This is a genomic window from Tropicimonas aquimaris (assembly GCF_042676185.1).
GTDB classification, from domain to species: Bacteria; Pseudomonadota; Alphaproteobacteria; order Rhodobacterales; family Rhodobacteraceae; genus Tropicimonas; species Tropicimonas aquimaris.
The window spans coordinates 351,278-367,254 of record NZ_JBHTJT010000007.1 but is presented as its reverse complement, the minus strand read 5'-3'; the positions used below and the strand labels follow the sequence as shown (position 1 = coordinate 367,254).

Annotated in this window: 14 protein-coding genes; 5 read left to right on the top strand and 9 right to left on the bottom strand. The window is 66.6% G+C overall.

Going from position 1 to position 15,977, the window contains the following annotated elements; genetic code table 11:
* Positions 1–12: 12 nt before the first annotated feature.
* From ACFQ2S_RS05535 to ACFQ2S_RS05500, 8 genes are all read right to left on the bottom strand, one after another.
* Positions 13–597 (bottom strand): DUF3833 family protein, encoded by a 585-nt coding sequence (locus ACFQ2S_RS05535; RefSeq protein ID WP_386073382.1) that lies wholly within the window; start codon positions 595–597, stop codon positions 13–15.
* The gene (locus ACFQ2S_RS05530; protein ID WP_386073380.1) at positions 594–1,859 is read right to left on the bottom strand and encodes an MFS transporter; all 1,266 of its coding nucleotides are present in this window, start codon (positions 1,857–1,859) and stop codon (positions 594–596) included. Before ACFQ2S_RS05530 ends, ACFQ2S_RS05535 begins: the two co-directional genes overlap by 4 nt.
* Complete coding sequence (locus tag ACFQ2S_RS05525; protein WP_386073378.1) at positions 1,856–2,350, bottom strand: hypothetical protein; 495 nt, start codon at positions 2,348–2,350, stop codon at positions 1,856–1,858. Before ACFQ2S_RS05525 ends, ACFQ2S_RS05530 begins: the two co-directional genes overlap by 4 nt.
* Entirely contained in the window at positions 2,343–3,500 is a 1,158-nt protein-coding gene (locus ACFQ2S_RS05520) for a class I SAM-dependent methyltransferase (protein WP_386073376.1), read from the bottom strand. The genes ACFQ2S_RS05525 and ACFQ2S_RS05520 overlap by 8 nt, the downstream gene beginning before the upstream one ends.
* The gene (locus ACFQ2S_RS05515; RefSeq protein WP_386073374.1) at positions 3,439–4,785 is read right to left on the bottom strand and encodes an NAD(P)/FAD-dependent oxidoreductase; all 1,347 of its coding nucleotides are present in this window, start codon (positions 4,783–4,785) and stop codon (positions 3,439–3,441) included. The genes ACFQ2S_RS05520 and ACFQ2S_RS05515 overlap by 62 nt, the downstream gene beginning before the upstream one ends.
* Positions 4,786–4,909: 124 nt before the next feature.
* Entirely contained in the window at positions 4,910–5,983 is a 1,074-nt protein-coding gene (locus ACFQ2S_RS05510; RefSeq protein WP_386073373.1) for an ABC transporter substrate-binding protein, read from the bottom strand.
* The gene (locus ACFQ2S_RS05505) at positions 5,980–7,338 is read right to left on the bottom strand and encodes a sensor histidine kinase (protein ID WP_386073371.1); all 1,359 of its coding nucleotides are present in this window, start codon (positions 7,336–7,338) and stop codon (positions 5,980–5,982) included. Before ACFQ2S_RS05505 ends, ACFQ2S_RS05510 begins: the two co-directional genes overlap by 4 nt.
* Positions 7,339–7,344: 6 nt before the next feature.
* Positions 7,345–8,016: a response regulator gene (locus tag ACFQ2S_RS05500; RefSeq protein WP_386073369.1), complete on the bottom strand. Its 672-nt coding sequence runs from the start codon at positions 8,014–8,016 to the stop codon at positions 7,345–7,347.
* A 210-nt stretch (positions 8,017–8,226) separates the two neighbouring features.
* Between ACFQ2S_RS05500 and ACFQ2S_RS05495 the strand changes: the two genes are divergently transcribed.
* From ACFQ2S_RS05495 to ACFQ2S_RS05485, 3 genes are all read left to right on the top strand, one after another.
* The gene (locus ACFQ2S_RS05495; protein WP_386073367.1) at positions 8,227–9,213 is read left to right on the top strand and encodes a Bug family tripartite tricarboxylate transporter substrate binding protein; all 987 of its coding nucleotides are present in this window, start codon (positions 8,227–8,229) and stop codon (positions 9,211–9,213) included.
* Positions 9,214–9,362: 149 nt separating this feature from the next.
* Entirely contained in the window at positions 9,363–9,794 is a 432-nt protein-coding gene (locus ACFQ2S_RS05490; RefSeq protein WP_386073366.1) for a tripartite tricarboxylate transporter TctB family protein, read from the top strand.
* 15 nt (positions 9,795–9,809) lie between these two features.
* Positions 9,810–11,354 carry a tripartite tricarboxylate transporter permease gene (locus tag ACFQ2S_RS05485; protein WP_386073364.1) on the top strand — a complete coding sequence of 515 codons (1,545 nt, stop codon included), beginning with the start codon at positions 9,810–9,812 and terminating at the stop codon, positions 11,352–11,354.
* 61 nt (positions 11,355–11,415) lie between these two features.
* Here ACFQ2S_RS05485 and pbfA read toward each other — a convergent pair whose 3' ends face one another.
* Complete coding sequence (pbfA, locus tag ACFQ2S_RS05480) at positions 11,416–12,774, bottom strand: (R)-1-hydroxy-2-aminoethylphosphonate ammonia-lyase (RefSeq protein WP_386073363.1); 1,359 nt, start codon at positions 12,772–12,774, stop codon at positions 11,416–11,418.
* Between the two features lie 118 nt (positions 12,775–12,892).
* Here pbfA and ACFQ2S_RS05475 point away from each other — a divergent pair, with 118 nt between their 5' ends.
* Both ACFQ2S_RS05475 and ACFQ2S_RS05470 read left to right on the top strand, forming a co-directional pair.
* Positions 12,893–13,768, top strand: a complete 876-nt coding sequence (locus tag ACFQ2S_RS05475; RefSeq protein WP_386073362.1) for a LysR substrate-binding domain-containing protein — start codon at positions 12,893–12,895, stop codon at positions 13,766–13,768.
* A 119-nt stretch (positions 13,769–13,887) separates the two neighbouring features.
* Positions 13,888–15,936, top strand: coding sequence for an ABC transporter substrate-binding protein (locus ACFQ2S_RS05470; protein ID WP_386073360.1), 2,049 nt, complete (start codon positions 13,888–13,890; stop codon positions 15,934–15,936).
* Positions 15,937–15,977 lie beyond the last annotated feature (41 nt).

Below are 15,977 nucleotides of genomic sequence, written 5' to 3'. Positions count from 1 at the left end.
CGCCTCCCTTGCCTATTCGGCGGCGAGCGCGTCGCGCGCCTTGGCATCCGCGGGGCGCATCGTCGCGACCAGTTCCGCGACCTTGATGCCGAACTTGCGCATCTCGGAGCGGTTCATGATCGCGCCATCCTCCATCAGGTACATCCAGTCGGTGGTGTCGAGCACATGTCCGCCGGCCTCCTCGGGCAGCCGGATGCGGTAGCGCAGCATGACCGTGGCGCCCGAGATCACGCCCTGCCCCTCGCCCTCGATATCCTCGGCGGTGGCAACGAAATGGGTGTCGTCCCGTAGCTCCAGGAACCACTTGCGCTGCATCCGGTTGCCGTTGGAATAGGTGAAGTCCTCGGTGAGCGTGCCTTTGCTGCCCGTCCATTCGCCTTCCATCCGGGCAACGAAGCTGTTGGTCATGCGCCCCGTCGGCCCGTAGATCAGCCCTTCGGAGGCGATCGTACCATTCAGCACCTCGCTCAGGTCGAACCGCGGCGCAGTGGAGGCGTAATCCTCGGGTTTCTGGGCGCGAAAGCTGAGCAGCTTTGCCCGGATCGCCACCACCAGGAGGATCAGCAGCAGGACTATCAGGATAACATTGGCCGTCATGGGGTCGGCTCCTCTCTTGGCAGCGCCAGGACAAGGGCCATGGCGAAGAGTTTCAGGACGCAAGGGACGAAGGCATAGGCAATGGTGAGCGCCCGGATCGCGCCCGGCGCGTTTTCTTGCCCGGGGGCGAAGCCGCTGAGGTCCAGCGCGGGCAGCACGAGGAACGCGGCGAGCGCAAGGCCGAGCTTTCCGGCAAAGGACCAGATGCCGAAGGCGGCGGAGGCGTTGAGCCCCGCTCGGGTCAGCGCGACAGAGAACATGGCAGGCAGCACCACCATGTCGGCCCCCAGAGCCGCGCCGGAAGCAATGCAGATCGCGGCAAAGGCGACGGCGTTCCCCGGGCCGATGAAGCCCGCACCGACGAAGCCCAGGATAGCCAGTGGCATCGCGAGGAGCAGCACGGATCGTGCTCCGATCCGGTTGCTCAGCCGCGCCCAGCCTGGCACGCTCAGCCCCGCACAGAGGAAGAACAGGATCAGGAACGGCCCGGCCAGCCCCGGAAGCTGGAGCCTATCTTCCACGAAGAACAGGAACAGCGTGGAAGTGATTGCGACTGGCAGGCTATTGACCAGTGCCAGAGCGAGCAGGCGCGTGGCGCCTGCCTTCCGCAGCCCCGCCAGAGAAAGCGCCGATCCGGGGCGCACCGGGCGTCGCCACATCGGCAGGGTCAGGGCCGCTACAAGGCAGGCGACGGCACCGAGCAGCAGGCCGAAAGAGCGATATCCCTCGGCCTCTCCGCCCTGCCCCGCAAGCAGCGTGGGCGCGAGCGCAGCGAGCACCACGCCGGCCAGCATCCCCGCCTCGCGCCATGCCGCGAGCGTCATCAGTTCCCGCGGCTCCGGGCGTGCGGCAAGCGTCGCGCTGCGGCCGTAGAGCAGGATCATGCCGAGGCTGTAGGCCGAGAAGAGTAGAACCAGTGTCGCCGGAAGCTGCCAGGCCAGACCCGGTCCGGACTCAAGGGCGAAGAGCAGCGGGAAACCGATCGCCAGACCGGCCGCGGCGGTCATGGCGAAGGCGGCCTGCGCGCGCGGCCAGCGGTCGATCGCCCAGCCGATGGCCGGGTCCTGCACCAGGTCCACCAGACGGATCGCCAGCAGGAGCGAGCCGATGGTCGCGAGCCCTATGTCGAGCTGGACCGACGCAAATCGCGGCAGGTGGATATAGAGCGGGATGCCCGCCGCTGCGAGCATGAGCGCGTAAAGGCTCACCCGCGGATAGAGGCTCACCGCCCCCGCCTCCCGTGATCGGACCCCTGCACTCATTGGCCGCGCAGCTTCCGGGTGAAGGCGCTGGAGCGTGTGTTCTCGCCAAGGAAGATGCCCATGAACCGCGAGGTGATCTGCGGGTGCGCGAGCGTGCAGGTCTGCTGACCATTTCGGAAGAAGGCGATCCGGTCCGGCCCCTGGGTCACCGCCAGGTAACGGTCGCCCTTGCTCACGGCATCAAAGCACGCTTCCAGCTTGCCGCGGACGGGCAGCGCGCCGCCGGTGCGCTCCAATTCCCGCATCGTGCCCTCGACGAGGTCGAATTGCGTGAGATTGCGCATGTAGCGCAGTTCCAGCCCGAAGGGCGCGTTCCAGTCCAGCGGCGCCCCGCCCGGCGTGAAGAGCCTCGCTTCGTAGAGAGGCAGCCCGAAGTACCGGTAGACCGCCGAGCCGCGCTCGCGCGCGCCGGCAAAGGCCGCCTCTGCCGTCGGGACATGGGCGAGTTGCGATGCGGCCAGAAGTAGGGCGAGAAGGAGCGGCCTAGGCATGGGCAAGCTCCACCTGGACGACATTGGTATGGCCGACCGCGAAGGAAGCTGCGCAAATCTCGAGGTAGTACTGCCAGGTGCGGAAGAACCCGTCTCCATGGCCCAACTCGTCCACCCGGCGTTTCTGCTGAACCAGCCGCTCCGCCCAGATCCGGCAGGTCCGCGCGTAGTCCTCCCCGAAGGCGAAGTTGCCCTGCACCGCGAGGCCGGCCGAGCGCGCCTGATCCGCGATCACCCGATCCGAGAGCAGCATCCCGCCGGGGAACACGTACTGGCGGATGAAATCCGAGGAGGCCCGGTAGGTCTCGAAGAAGCTGTCCGGCACGGTGATCGCCTGGATCAGCGCCTTTCCGCCCTCGGCAAGGTTGCGCTTGATGACGCCGAAATAGCTGGGCCAGTAGCGTTCCCCGACGGCCTCGATCATCTCGATGGACACGATGTTGTCGTAGTGGCCGGAGATGTCGCGGTAGTCGCAAAGCTGTATGTCGGCCCGCCCGTCGAGACGGGCCTCCGCATAGCTGTGCTGGTTGCGCGAAATGGTGACACCGGAGACGCGGCGTCCGTCCTCGGCCGCCTGCTCGGCGAAACCACCCCAGCCACAGCCGATCTCGAGGATCTGTTCGCCGTCGGTCAAACGCGACAGGGCGCGTGCGTTCTTGCGGATCTGCCCCTGCGCCAGGTCATCCGACGCGCCGTCGAACAGCGCCGAGGAGTAGGTCATCCCCTCGTCGAGCCAGAGCTGGTAGAACTCGTTGCCGACGTCGTAATGGGCGCGGATGTTCTTGCGCGCCCCGCGGCGGGAATTGGCGCGCAATACGCTGTCCACCAGCCGGAATTTCAGCCGGTTCACGCCGCTCGCGTGATCGAAGGCGCCGAACTCCTCGCGGTTGCGCATCGCGAGGGTCACCAGCCCCTCGACCGACGGCGTGTCCCACAGGCCCTGGACGTAGGCCTCGCCCAGCCCAACCTGCCCGTGCGCAGCCAGCGCGGTGATGGCCGCCCAGTCGCGGATCACCATCTCCGCTTCCGGCCCGGTGTCGCCGAAACTGTACACGTCGCCCTCGGGCGTGCGCAGCGTCAGCTGGCCCTCACGCAGGCGTTCGCAGGCCGAGAGCAATTGCGTCTTCATGGCTTTGCTGGTCAGGTTCATGACTTGGTCCTTCCATCTGCGTCGTCTGGGTGATCATGCGAACGACGCGCAGCGCGCTTGCGATGCCGTCCTCGTGAAATCCGTGGCGGTTGTATGCGCCGGCAAACCAGGTCCGGTTCTGGCCCTGTATGGCCTTCAGACCGTGCTGCGCTCGCAAGGCCGGACCATCGAAGACCGGGTGGGCGAAATCCTTTACGTCGTAGATCGTATGCTCGGGGATCTCGGTCGAGGGGTTGAGCGTGACGAAAAGCGGGTCATTCTCGTCGATCGCCTGCAGGCGGTTCATCCAGTAGGTGACGCCTATTGCGCCGTCCTGCGAGCGATAGGCCCAGCTCGACCAGCAGGCCCGGCGCCTGGGCATCTGGCCGGGGTCGCGATGCAGCACGGCGCGGTTGGTCTGGTAGCGGATGGCGCCGAGGTTCGCGCGCTCCTGCGCCGTTGCGCTATTCCCGAGGATCGCGAGCGCCTGGTCGGAATGGCAGGCAAGGATCACCTCGTCGAAGGTATCCTCGTGCCCGCCCGCGGTGCGAAGCGTGGCGCCCGATGCGCTGCGGGTCAGGCCGACGGTAGGCGCATTGAGCCGGATAGTGACGCCCCGCGCCAGCAACGCGGCCTCGAGCCGACGCAGGTATTCCACGCTTCCGCCCTTCACGGTCCACCACTGGTGCTTGCCGCTGCCTGCCAGCAGGGCGTGATTGCGGAAGAACCGGACCAGCGACCGGGCGGGGAAGCGGTCCACTTCTTCCACGGGCGTCGACCAGATCGCACCGCACATCGGCATGAGATAGTAGTTTCGGAACCAGGCGCCGAGGCCGAGCGCGTCGACCAGTTCGCCGATCGTGCGGCTGTCGTCCTCCGCCGCCGCTTCGGCGTTTTTCCCGAAGCGCAGGATGTCTGCGACCATCCCGTGGAACTGCGGACGCAGCAGGTTGCGACGCTGCGCAGCCAGCGCGCCGAGGCTGCCCAGACCATATTCGATCCGGCCGTTGTCGATGCTAGCACCAAAGGTCATGTCGCTGCGGGTCACCGGCACGTCCAGGTCGCGAAAGAGCCGGGTCAGGTGCGGATAGGTCGCGTAGTTGAACACGATGAAGCCAGTGTCCACCGGCTGGTCGCCATTCCGTCCGGCTACAACCGTTCGCGCATGCCCGCCAAGGCGCCCCGCGGCCTCGAACACCGTGACGTCATGGCTTGCGCCGAGGTAGTAGGCGGCGGAGAGGCCGGAAATGCCCGCGCCGACGACGGCGATCCGCTTTCTTCCGGTTTCCGGCTTGCAATCGAACATGGGAGCCCTCGCATCATCTTTTGGAGGGGTTACGTTCCGCCGGCCTGTCTGGATCAGGAAAAGCCGCACCTAAAACCTGGGCCGCTGCCGCTTTTGGCATTCGTTACAATCCGGTGCGGACCGGTCAGTCGCGGCGGAAGGTGGAACGCCAGAGGTCGATGAAGGCCGCCCGCTTCTGCCGATCCAGTCCGACAAGGAGCACCGGCGACAAGGGGATTTCCCGCAACGCGGCGCCGGTGGCCAGCGGCACGTCTACGTCGCCTTCCTCAGCATTGCCGACATCGACAAAAAGATGCGTCTCGGCCAACAACCGCCTGCCCTCTGAAGAGAGGATGAAGTCCAGAAGTTGCGCCGCGCCCGCCGGGTTGCCCGCATCTTTCGGAATCAGGGCCGCACGGCGCAGGATCAGGGTGTAGTCGGAGGGCGCCACGACGACCAGGTTGTCGGCGGTCTCCGCCCGGTTCAGCGCATAAGAGCCGAGCACGTTGTAGGCGATCAGGTAGCGACCGTCTGCGACGCCGTCGATGATCTCGGCCGAGCAGCAGGTCGCGATCGCACCCGCCCGGGCGAAGGCCTCGATCATGCTGCCGAAGGTGGTGGCCTGCTGGCTGTCCAGGAAGGCGAAGAGATACCCGAGCCCGGAGGCCTGAATGTCATAGGTCGCGACCCGCCCGGCAAACCGGCTTCCGGCGGGGCGCAACAGGTCGATGATGTCGAAGCGGGACATCGGAGCTTCGTCGATGGTCACGAAATCGGAATTGTAGACGATGACCGCGGGCTCGACCGTGATGCCGAAAACCTCGTTGCGCCAGTTCGCGACGGGTCCGGTTCCCGGCTCGTCGACCAAGGGCCAATGCGGCTGAGCGCAGCCGTCATTGACCAGTTTCACCTGCTGGTCCACCGCCGAGCTGATCACGAGGTCGGCCGCGTTTGAACCGGTCCGGCAGGCCCGGGCCGCGTCGGCATAGAGGGGGTTGGAGTTCCACTGCTCATATCGAACCCGGCTTTGCGGCGCACTGGCGGCGAAGGCCCGCAGGAGCGGCTCCAGCAGCTCGATGTCGGTTGTGCTCCGAACCACGATCTCGTCCCGCACCTCTTCCGAGCCATAGATTTTCACCGCCTCGGGCTCGGCGCTCGCGGCGGCGGTGGTCGCGGCCCAGAATGCGATTGGCCTGACCCATTTCCCGATCCCGGTCATGTGGCCCCCTGAAATTCCATGCGGACCTCGAATCCGCCTCCGTCCGGGTGGGCGAACAGCATGCGGCCCCGGTGCGCCCGGGCAACCGATGCCACGATGGCCAGCCCAAGCCCCGCGCTTTCCGGCGAGACGCCGGAGCTGCGCGAATATCGTTTCGCGGCCCCTGCCCAGTCCGCCTTCGGGATGCCGTCTCCCAGGTCGCGCACCGCGATAAAGGGGCGCCCTCCCTCCATACCGACGCGCAGGCTGATCGGCGGCTCGCCGTGGCGCAGGGCATTGGCGACGAGGTTCTTGCAGGCCTCGACCAGCGAGAGCATGTCGCCCTGGCAGGGCACGGCATCCTCGGGAAGATCGAGCTCCAGGTGGGAGGCATCGGCGAGCTGATCGTGGTCGAACTCCTCCGCCACCTGCACGGCCACCTGGCGCAGGTCGAGCGCGGCGAGATCGAAGGCGTCGGCGCGGTGGATGATCAGCGCATGGGTCAGGAGCTGGTCGGTCAGGCGGCTGAGGTTCACCGACCGGGTGGAGATCCGCTCCGCGATCCGCCGCAGCGCGGCCGGGTCGGTCTCCTCGGCGGCCAGGTCGGCCTGCGCCCGCAGGGCCGCGATGGGGGTGCGGATCTGGTGCGAGGCGTCCGCGATGAACCCCTGCATAACGTCGATCTGGCGGCGCAGCCGCAGAATGAAGCGGTCGAGCGCGGCGACGAGGCTTTCGACCTCGCGCGGCACGTCGAGATCGAGCGGTTTGAGGTCCTTCGCCGACCGGCCCTGGATCTGGCGTTCGATCTTGCGCAACGGCGCGAAGGCGGCCCGCACGGCAAGGGCGGCCAGCACTGACAGCAAAATTCCGAAACTGCCGGCGGCGATCATGGCGTTGCGGGTGATCTCCGCTGCCATCTTCTGCCGGGCGCGCAGAGTCTGCCCCACCAGCACCAACGCGGAACCGCCATAGTCGCGCTCGGCAAAGGGTCGAACGACTTGGGCGATCCGGAACGGCTCGCCTTCGATCTCCCGGGTTTCGAAGGTCGTGTCTCCCTCGCTCGGCACCACGTCGGGATAGCCGGTCACGAACCCCCGATCGCTGTCGAAGACGGCGTAGACGATCCGGTCCTCCGGCGCGAGCGACAGCAGCTCGAAGGCGGAGACCGGAAGGTCGGTGACGAGGATCCCGTTGCTCGGCGTCACCGAGCGGGAGATCTGCCGGGCCGCGCCGATCAGGAGCTGGTCGAACGACGCTTGCGCCGCCCTCTGGCCATAGGCGAAGGCGGCATAGGAGACCGCGCCGCCGCCGATCGCGAAAACCGCGGCGATGGACAGCACGAGCCGCGTGGTCAGGGAGTAGCGGCGACGCGGCATCCCGTCCTAGCCTGCCGCCACGAGCTGGTAGCCGAGGCCCCGCAAGGTCTTGATCGCCGTGCCGCTGCCGTCGAGCTTCTTGCGTAGCCGGCCGATCTGGATTTCCACCGCGTTCAGGCTCGCGGGCTCGTCACCGAAAGCGAACATCCGGTCGTAGATCTTCTCCTTCGGCACCACCCTGCCCCGGTTGTTCATCAGGATCTCCAGCAGCGAGATCTCGCGCCGGGTCAACGCCACCGGCGCGCCACCAATACGCGCCATGCCGCCGGCCGTGTCGAGCGTCAGGTTCTCGAATTCCAGCACTCCCGTCAGCTCTCCCATGCCGCGCCGGTGCAGCGCCCGCACCCGGGCTTCCAGCTCACGCAGGTCGAAGGGTTTGACGAGATAATCGTCGGCGCCGCTGTCGAGCGCGGAGACCCGATCGTCGACTTTCGTCCGTGCGGTCAGCATCAAGACCGGGGTCGGCACCTGCTTGTCGCGCAGCGACTTGAGCACTTCCGTCCCCTCTCCGTCCGGAAGCCCGATGTCTAGGATCGCCACGTCATAGTCCTGCACGGAGATGAAGTCGTAGGCGCTTCTCAGAGTGACGACGTGATCCACCACGTCACCGCGTTGCCGGAATCGCTCGGTAATAGCTTCTGCCACGTCCGGCGCGTCCTCGAGAAGCAGCACGCGCATCCCCATTCCTCCCCGTCGCCCGGTGAAGTTTCCTTCACCAGCCCCCTGCTTCTTGCACCCTAGCCGCTACCGGAGCCGCGTGACAACTCTGCGCCGGGCCGCCGTCAACCAATCAAGACAGGTTCATGACAGATTGGTCCGCTAGAGGGATGAACCAGCGCGCGCCCCCATCCGGGCTGCGTGCGGAGGACATTCAAAGGAGGAGACACAATGCGGTTTCAACACTCGCTGCGTTTCGCGCTTGTCGGCGCGGTCGTCGCAACCGGTCTGGCCGTGGCGCCGGCCTCGGCTTTCGAGCCCGAGCAGCCCGAATGCATCGCCCCGGCCAACCCGGGCGGCGGCTGGGACTTCACCTGCCGGCAGGTCGGCAAGACCATGCAGGACCTGGGCCTGATCGGCTCGACCATGCAGGTCGTCAACCTCGCCGGCGGCGGCGGCGGCGTGGCCTTTGCCGAGGTCGTGAACAAGCGCGGCGACGACAATGACCTGATCGTCGCGGCCTCGACGGCGACCGCAACGCGACTGGCCACCGGCGCCTACCCAGGCAACACGATGGACCAGGTCCGCTGGCTCGCCACCATCGGCGCCGATTACGGCGTGATCGCCGTGGCCGCCGATTCCGAGATCGAGACGCTTCCGCAATTGCTCGACCAGATCAAGGCAGACCCGACCTCGATCGCCGTCGCCGGCGGCTCCGCCGTGGGTGGCTGGGACCATCTCAAGGTGCTGATCGCGGCCAAGGCCGGCGGCATCGACGACTTCCGCTCCGTGAAGTACATCGCCTTCGATGGCGGCGGCGAAGCCGTGACCCAGCTTCTGGCCGGCTCCGTCCAGGCGTTCTCGGGCGACATCTCGGAAGCCAAGGGCTTCGTGGATTCCGGCGACATCAAGGTGATCGCCGTGCTTTCGCCGGAGCGGCTCTCGGGCGACTTCTCTAAGTTCCCGACCGCGACCGAGCAGGGCATCGAGGCGCTTGGCGCCAACTGGCGCGGCTTCTATGCGCCCAAGGGCATGTCTGACGAGGCCTACGACCACTGGGTCGGCCAGATCAAGGCACTCTACGACTCGCCGGAATGGAAAGAGGTCATGGCAGCGAACGGCCTCGAGCCGCTCGACCTGCAGGGCGCCGACTTTGAAGCCTTCGTGGCCGAGTCCGTCGCGACCATCAAGGACCTGACCGCGGCGATCACGCAGTAAGCGACGCCGCAACCTCCGGGGCGGCACCTGCTGCCCCGGCCTTTGCCTGATCCGGCCGATGCCGGCCATGGCCCGGACCGGACACGCCGCCATGGGCCGGCGCATCACGGCCCAAGCATCCGTTCATACGCTCACCTGGGAGGACCACCATGAGTGACCGAATCCTTGGCGGGACAGGCATTGTCCTGTCGCTGTTCTTCATCTGGCAGGCGACGCTCATCGAGATCAGCCCGTTCTCGGACGTTGTCGGCCCAAGCGCCTTCCCGATAATCATCGGCGTCGTGCTGGGCCTGAGCTCGCTCTACTTCATGATCAAGCCCGACGTCGGCCCCGAATGGCCCGCGCCCGCCCGGTTGTTCGAGATCGTAATGGCGGTGGCCGTCATGGTGCTCTACGCCGAGTTGCTCCCGGTCCTGGGCTTCATCATCGCGACCGCGCTGGCCTCGTCCTACCTCACCTGGAGGCTGGGCACCCGGCCGCTTCAATCCATTCTCGTGGGCGTCCTGACCTCCGGCGGCATCTACCTGGTGTTCCGGGTGATACTCGGGCTGTCGCTCGCCCGCGGACCGTTCGGTTTCTGACAGGAGAAGAATTCAATGGAAGTCCTGGCATCCCTCGGGGACGGCTTCTCCGTCGCCTTCACCCTCCAGAACCTGATGCTCGCGGCCCTCGGCTGTTTTCTCGGGACCATCATGGGCGCCCTGCCCGGCCTCGGGCCGTCGAACGGCGTGGCGATCCTGATCCCGCTTGCCTTCACCCTCGGCCTGCCTCCCACCGCGGCGCTGATCCTGCTGACGAGCGTCTATTACGGGGCCATGTACGGCGGGCGGATCTCCTCGATCCTGCTCAACATCCCCGGCGACGAGCCGGCGCTGATGACTTGCCTCGACGGCTACCCGATGGCCCAGCAGGGACGCGCTGGCGAGGCGCTGGCGCTCTCGGGCGTGGCCTCCTTCGTTGGCGCCTTCCTGGCGACCTGGGGGCTCGTCTTCATCGCGCCGCAGCTCGTCAAGGTCGCGCTCCTGTTCGGTCCGGCGGAGTACTTCGCCCTGTTCACGCTGGCCTTTGCCACTCTCGGCGGCATTTCCTCGACCAATCAGGCCAAGGCCGCCTTCGCCGCAGCCCTCGGGCTCGGCATCGCGATGATCGGCGTCGACGGCCAGACCGGCGTGCCGCGCTTCACCTTCGGCGAGGTGCATCTCTATGACGGCATCGACTTCCTCGTCGCGTTGGTCGGCCTGTTCGCCCTGTCGGAAGTCCTGATCTTCCTTGAACATCGCCACGGAGAGAGCGAGGCATCGAGCAAGAAGGTCGAGATCGGCCGGATCACCCCGTCGTGGGCGATGCTGAAATACTGCACACCGACCATGCTGCGGACCTCCGTGCTTGGCTTCGTCGCCGGTGTCCTGCCGGGCGCGGGGGCCTCGCTGGGCTCATTCATCTCCTACTCGATGGAAAAGCGCCTGGTCGACCGCGAGGGCACCTTCGGCACCGGCGACCCGCGCGGCGTGGCTGCGCCGGAGGCGGGCAACAACGCGGCGGCCGGCGGTGCGCTGGTGCCGATGCTGGCGCTCGGCGTACCCGGTTCGGGCACCACGGCGGTTCTGCTGGCGGTACTGTTGTCGCTCAACATCACGCCCGGCCCGCTGCTGTTCACCCAGAACCCGGATGTCGTCTGGGGCCTGATCGCAGCGCTCTTCATCGGCAACTTCATGCTGCTGGCGATGAATATCCCGATGGTCGGCATGTTCACACGCGTGCTGCTGGTCCCGCCGCGGATCCTGATGCCCATCGTCGCGATGGTCTCCTTCGTCGGCATCTACGGCATCTCGGGCTCCAGCTTCGACCTGCTGGTGATGGTGTTCTTCGGCGTGCTCGGCTGGCTGCTGCGCAAGCTCGACGTGCCGTTGGTGCCGATCATCCTCGGCATCCTGCTGGGCAACGCGATGGAGGCGAACCTGCGCCGCGCGATCTCGATCTCCGACGGTGACTGGTCGGTGCTGGTCGGCTCGCCGCTGGCGATCGGCCTCTGGGTCATCGCTTTCGTAGGGTTCATCCTGCCGATCATCTTCGGCGCAGCGCTCAAGCGGCGCATGAAGCTGGCCGCCAGCAAGGAAGACGAGGGCGAACTGGTCGACTGACCCTCAGCTTCGGGAACCAAGACACACCGGCGCGCCGAGCCAAGGCGCGCCGGTTTCCCTTTCAGCGGGATGCAAGCTCCTCGGAGATCGCGGCCTCGACGATCCCCAGGGCCCGGTCGAGGTCTTCCTCCGCAATGGTCAGGGGCGGCGAGAGGGTCAGCACCGCACCCTGGCTGATCTTGAAGCTCAGCCCCGCCGCCATGCACCGGTAGTAGATTCGCTCCGCCGCCGCGTTGCCCGGCGCCTTGCTCGCCCGGTCCTCGACCATCTCGATCCCGAACATCAGGCCCCTGCCCCGCACGTCGCCGATGATCGGGCAGGTCTCGGCGAAGGCCGCCAGCCGATCCATGGCCCCCGCACCCAGCCGGGCCGAGCGCTCCACCAGCCCCTCCTCCTCGATCACCGCGATCGTCGCCAGCGCCGCGGCCGCGGTTACCGGGTTCTTCTCGTGAGTGTAGTGGCCGATCGCGAAGTCGCCGCAGATATCCAGATCGCGCCGGGCGATGCAGGCGGCGATGGGCAGGATGCCCCCGCCGAGCGCCTTTCCGAGGGTCACGATGTCGGGCACGATTCCGTCATGCTCGAAGGCGAAGAACGCGCCGGTCTTGCCCAGACCGGTCGGAATCTCGTCCATGATGAGCAACGCGCCATGCCGTTCGCAGGCCTCCCGCACCGCTTGCCAGAATCTCGCAGGCGGCACGTATGGCACGGCGCGCATCGGCTCGGCGATGACGGCCGCGATGTCGCCCTCCCGCCCGAGCACGAAGTCGATCATGCCGGCACAGGCGAGATTGCAGCTCTCCGGCCCCGCATGGCCGTAGGGGCAGCGATAGCAGGCGAATGGCGCGACATGCTCGGCCCCGGGGAGCAACGGACCGGCGATATGGCTCCGGAACGTCGCCTCGCCCCCGACCGAGGACGCCCCGAAGCCCGCGCCGTGAAAGGCATCCCAGAACGACAGCGTCTTGAACCGACCGGTCGCGGCGCGCGCAATCCGGAGTGCGACCTCGTTGGCGTCCGAGCCGCCGGTGGTGAACAACACTTTCGAGAGATCGCCCGGCGCCAGCGCGCCGAGTTTCTCGGCCAGACCTACCGCGGTTTCGTTGGTGAAGCGCCGGGGCGAGAAGGGCAGCACGTCGATCTGGTCCTTGATCGCCTGCACGACCCTCGGATGGCTCCAGCCGACGTGGTGCGCCGAATTACCGTGGAAATCCATGTAGCGGCGCCCGTCGAGATCCTCGATCCAGATCCCCTCCGCCCGGCGGATCGTGCCGACACAGGGGGTCGACAGGCTCTGGTGCAGGAAGGCGTTGGAATCGCGCTGCAGGAGCGCGCCGCTCATCGCGCCGGTATGTGCCGCATCCCAGCGCCGCCGCGCATCTGAGGAATTGGTTTCGCCTTCGGTATGGATCGTGGTCATCTGGAACTCCGCCCGGTCAGTCCCGACCTGATAGCCGCGTTCTGTGACAGTTTGCCGAATCCGGTGCCGGACGCTAGCGTTCGGCCATCGCGTAACCGGCCGGAACGACGGGGGCCCAATGCCGAAGCGGCTTTCTCTCAGCCAGCTCAGAGCCGTCGAGGCCGTCGACCGGCTCGGCAATTTCTCCCTCGCCGCGCGCGACATCGGCGTCTCCCAGCCGTCGGTCTCGACCCGCGTCCAGGCGCTGGAGAGCCAGTATGGCGTGCGGCTATTCCACCGGAACGGTCACGAGGTGGAAGCCACCCCGCTGCTGAAGGAGATCCTGCCCTCGATACGCTCCGTGCTCGCGGTCACCGAGGATATCGAGACGCTGCTCGACGACCAGCACGCGCTGAACGTCGGCCAGCTTGCCATCGGCTATTCGACCTACCAGATCGCGGTGCCCTACATCTCCCGCTACATGAAAACCTACCCGGACATCCGGGTGGAGGCGCGGGCGATGGCCAGCCACGATCTGCTGCCCGAGCTGGAATCCGGCCAGCTCGACGTCTGCTTCATCACCGCGCGAGAGATCCCGTCGCACCTCGTCGGACACGAGATCTGCGAGGCGCGGATCGTGCTCGCGGTGCCGCGAGATCATCCCTATGCCGGGCGCGCCTCCATCGGCTGGGAGGAGGCCGTCGCCTATCCGCTGGTGCAGCGCGAGAAAAGCTCCGGAACGCGGCGCATCTTCGAAGCCTCGGCGCGGCTCGCCCGCGTGGAGCCCAACACGATTCTCGGGGTCGGATCCTGGGGCTCGATCGTCACCATGGTGAAGCTCGGGCTCGGACTGGGCGTCGCGATGGATGTGGAGATCCTCCCTAGCGACGAGCTTGTCGGCGTCGAGATCTCGGGCAGCGGCCTGCGCGCCCGGCAATACGCCGTCTGCCTGCCACAGATGCAATCTGTCCGCGCGGTCAGCCGCTTTCTGGACCTGATCTCCGGCCGTCCATGACACTTTGGTGACGTCGGCCACTTGATAACCAAAAGCTATAGAACGGATAGCTTTACAAAATTGTCGCATAGAGCGGTTAGCCGGATCCTCGCAATGCCACCAGCGAGGGATGCTGAGACATGTCCATCAAATCCGCTTACCTTTCGGGCGCCGCGCTGATCGCGCTGAGCCTGCCCGCCTTTGCCGACTGCCCGGCCATCACCGTCGCCGACATGGGCGGTCTGAGCCCGGACTTCCCGCAACAGTTCGAGCTCGCCCAGTTCGAGGAACAGGCCGCCTGCGACCTCGGCTTTTCCGAGAACCCGGCCGCCGGCGAAATGAACGCCCGCATCCTCGGCAACCCGGAGCTGCCGCCCCTGGCCGAGCGCCTGCCCGCCGAGCCGCTGGTCGTGGTGCCCTACGAGCAGGTCGGGGCCTATGGCGGTGTCCTGACCGGGCTGTCGCGCGGCACCGAATCCGGCACCTCGGACCTTCTGTCGATCCGCCACGTCAACCTCGTGCGCTATTCCGACGACCTGCAGACCATCGTTCCCAACGTCGCCAAGTCCAGGGAATGGAACGACGACTTCACCGAGCTGACCTTCTACCTGCGGGCCGGCCACAAATGGTCGGACGGCGCGCCCTTCACCGCCGATGACGTGGTGTTCTGGTACAACGACGTGCTGATGAACCCGGCTGTCATCGAAAAGGCTCCGGGCCGCTGGGTGTTCAATGGCGAGCCCGCCACGGTCGAGGCGCTGGACGAGACGACGGTCAAGTTCACCTTCCCGATCGCGCAGCCCAACCTGCTGAACCGCTGGGCCATCGACTACGGCCAGACGTTCCTGCCCAAGCATTTCCTCGGCCGGTTCCTCGACAAGTACAATCCCGACGCCGACGCCCTGCGCGAACAGCACGGCTTCGCCAACGAGAGCGAGGCGGTGAACTTCTACTACGGCAGCTCGGACTGGATGGACGTTCCCTCGCCGCTGATGAAGGACGCCGACAAGGCGGCCGCGATCGGCACTGGCGTCAAGCCGACGCTCGAGTCGCACATCGTCATCGACGAGAACACCGAGGGCCGCCGGCTGGTCGCCAACCCCTACTTTTTCATGGTGGACACCGCCGGCAACCAGCTTCCCTACATCAACGAGATCCGCGAGGAATACGTGCCCGAGCGTGAGGTCGTAAACCTCCGGATCATGAACGGCGAAGTCACCTGGAAGCAGCAGGCGATGCAGCTCAACGACTTCCCGCTGCTCAAGGAGAACGAGGCCAAGGGCGACTACACCGTCGTTCTCGCCCCGACGCTGGGCCAGACGCCGTTCTACAGCTTCAACCGGACCCACAAGGACCCGGTGCTGGCAGAGATCTTCTCGGACGTCCGTTTCAGCCAGGCGATGTCGCTCGGCATGGACCGCAACGAGATCAACGAGATCGTCTTTCTCGGCCAGGGCCGCCCGATGCAGACAGCTGCGACCGAGTACAAGACGGTGCCGTTCCTCGAAGCCGAAGAGCTGATGGAGTTCACCGAGTTCGACCCCGAGCGCGCCAATGCCCTGCTCGACGAGATGGGCCTCGCCCGCGGCAGCGACGGCGTGCGGATGCGTCCTGACGGCAAGCCGCTGGCGATCCGCATCGTCTTCGCCAGCCAGGGCACCGCGTCGCAGCTCCAGGAACTGGTGAGCGGCTACTGGTCCGACCTCGGCATCCAGGTCGACATCCGCGAGGTCACATCGGACGAGTACCGCGCGGCGGCGAATGCCAACGAGGTCGATGTGATGACCTGGAAGAACGATGGCGTCTCCGGCCCGAACATCAGCCAGGACGTCACCGACGCGCTCTTCCCGGGCGATCCGTTCAACCCCAAGGGCCATGCCGACTGGGCGACCTGGATCGAGACCGACGGTGCCCAGGGCACCGAGCCGCCGGCAGACATCCAGCGCCTCTTCGCGGCCGCGACCGAGTTCACCCAGCACCCGCTGGGCTCCGACGAGAGCAACGCGCTTGGCGCCGAGATCATGAAGATTCACCTCGACAACATGATCAAGATCGGCGTCGTCGCCGATATCCCGGAGCCGATCGTCTACAGCAACGCGCTGAAGAACGTGCCGGAGTTCACGGCCAAGGCCTACGACTACTACTGGACCTACCCCTACCGCCCCCAGCAGTGGTGGCTGGAACAGTAACCGCGCGTCTCTCGCGAACGATCCCGGGCGCCCTTCGCGGC

Bases quoted from the DNA above. Each gene is read 5' to 3' on its own strand.
- ACFQ2S_RS05535 (WP_386073382.1), bottom strand. From the start codon at position 597: ATGACGGCCAATGTTATCCTGATAGTCCTGCTGCTGATCCTCCTGGTG.
- ACFQ2S_RS05530 (WP_386073380.1), bottom strand. From the start codon at position 1,859: ATGAGTGCAGGGGTCCGATCACGGGAGGCGGGGGCGGTGAGCCTCTAT.
- ACFQ2S_RS05525 (WP_386073378.1), bottom strand. From the start codon at position 2,350: ATGCCTAGGCCGCTCCTTCTCGCCCTACTTCTGGCCGCATCGCAACTC.
- ACFQ2S_RS05520 (WP_386073376.1), bottom strand. From the start codon at position 3,500: ATGAACCTGACCAGCAAAGCCATGAAGACGCAATTGCTCTCGGCCTGC.
- ACFQ2S_RS05515 (WP_386073374.1), bottom strand. From the start codon at position 4,785: ATGTTCGATTGCAAGCCGGAAACCGGAAGAAAGCGGATCGCCGTCGTC.
- ACFQ2S_RS05510 (WP_386073373.1), bottom strand. From the start codon at position 5,983: ATGACCGGGATCGGGAAATGGGTCAGGCCAATCGCATTCTGGGCCGCG.
- ACFQ2S_RS05505 (WP_386073371.1), bottom strand. From the start codon at position 7,338: ATGCCGCGTCGCCGCTACTCCCTGACCACGCGGCTCGTGCTGTCCATC.
- ACFQ2S_RS05500 (WP_386073369.1), bottom strand. From the start codon at position 8,016: ATGCGCGTGCTGCTTCTCGAGGACGCGCCGGACGTGGCAGAAGCTATT.
- ACFQ2S_RS05495 (WP_386073367.1), top strand. From the start codon at position 8,227: ATGCGGTTTCAACACTCGCTGCGTTTCGCGCTTGTCGGCGCGGTCGTC.
- ACFQ2S_RS05490 (WP_386073366.1), top strand. From the start codon at position 9,363: ATGAGTGACCGAATCCTTGGCGGGACAGGCATTGTCCTGTCGCTGTTC.
- ACFQ2S_RS05485 (WP_386073364.1), top strand. From the start codon at position 9,810: ATGGAAGTCCTGGCATCCCTCGGGGACGGCTTCTCCGTCGCCTTCACC.
- pbfA (WP_386073363.1), bottom strand. From the start codon at position 12,774: ATGACCACGATCCATACCGAAGGCGAAACCAATTCCTCAGATGCGCGG.
- ACFQ2S_RS05475 (WP_386073362.1), top strand. From the start codon at position 12,893: ATGCCGAAGCGGCTTTCTCTCAGCCAGCTCAGAGCCGTCGAGGCCGTC.
- ACFQ2S_RS05470 (WP_386073360.1), top strand. From the start codon at position 13,888: ATGTCCATCAAATCCGCTTACCTTTCGGGCGCCGCGCTGATCGCGCTG.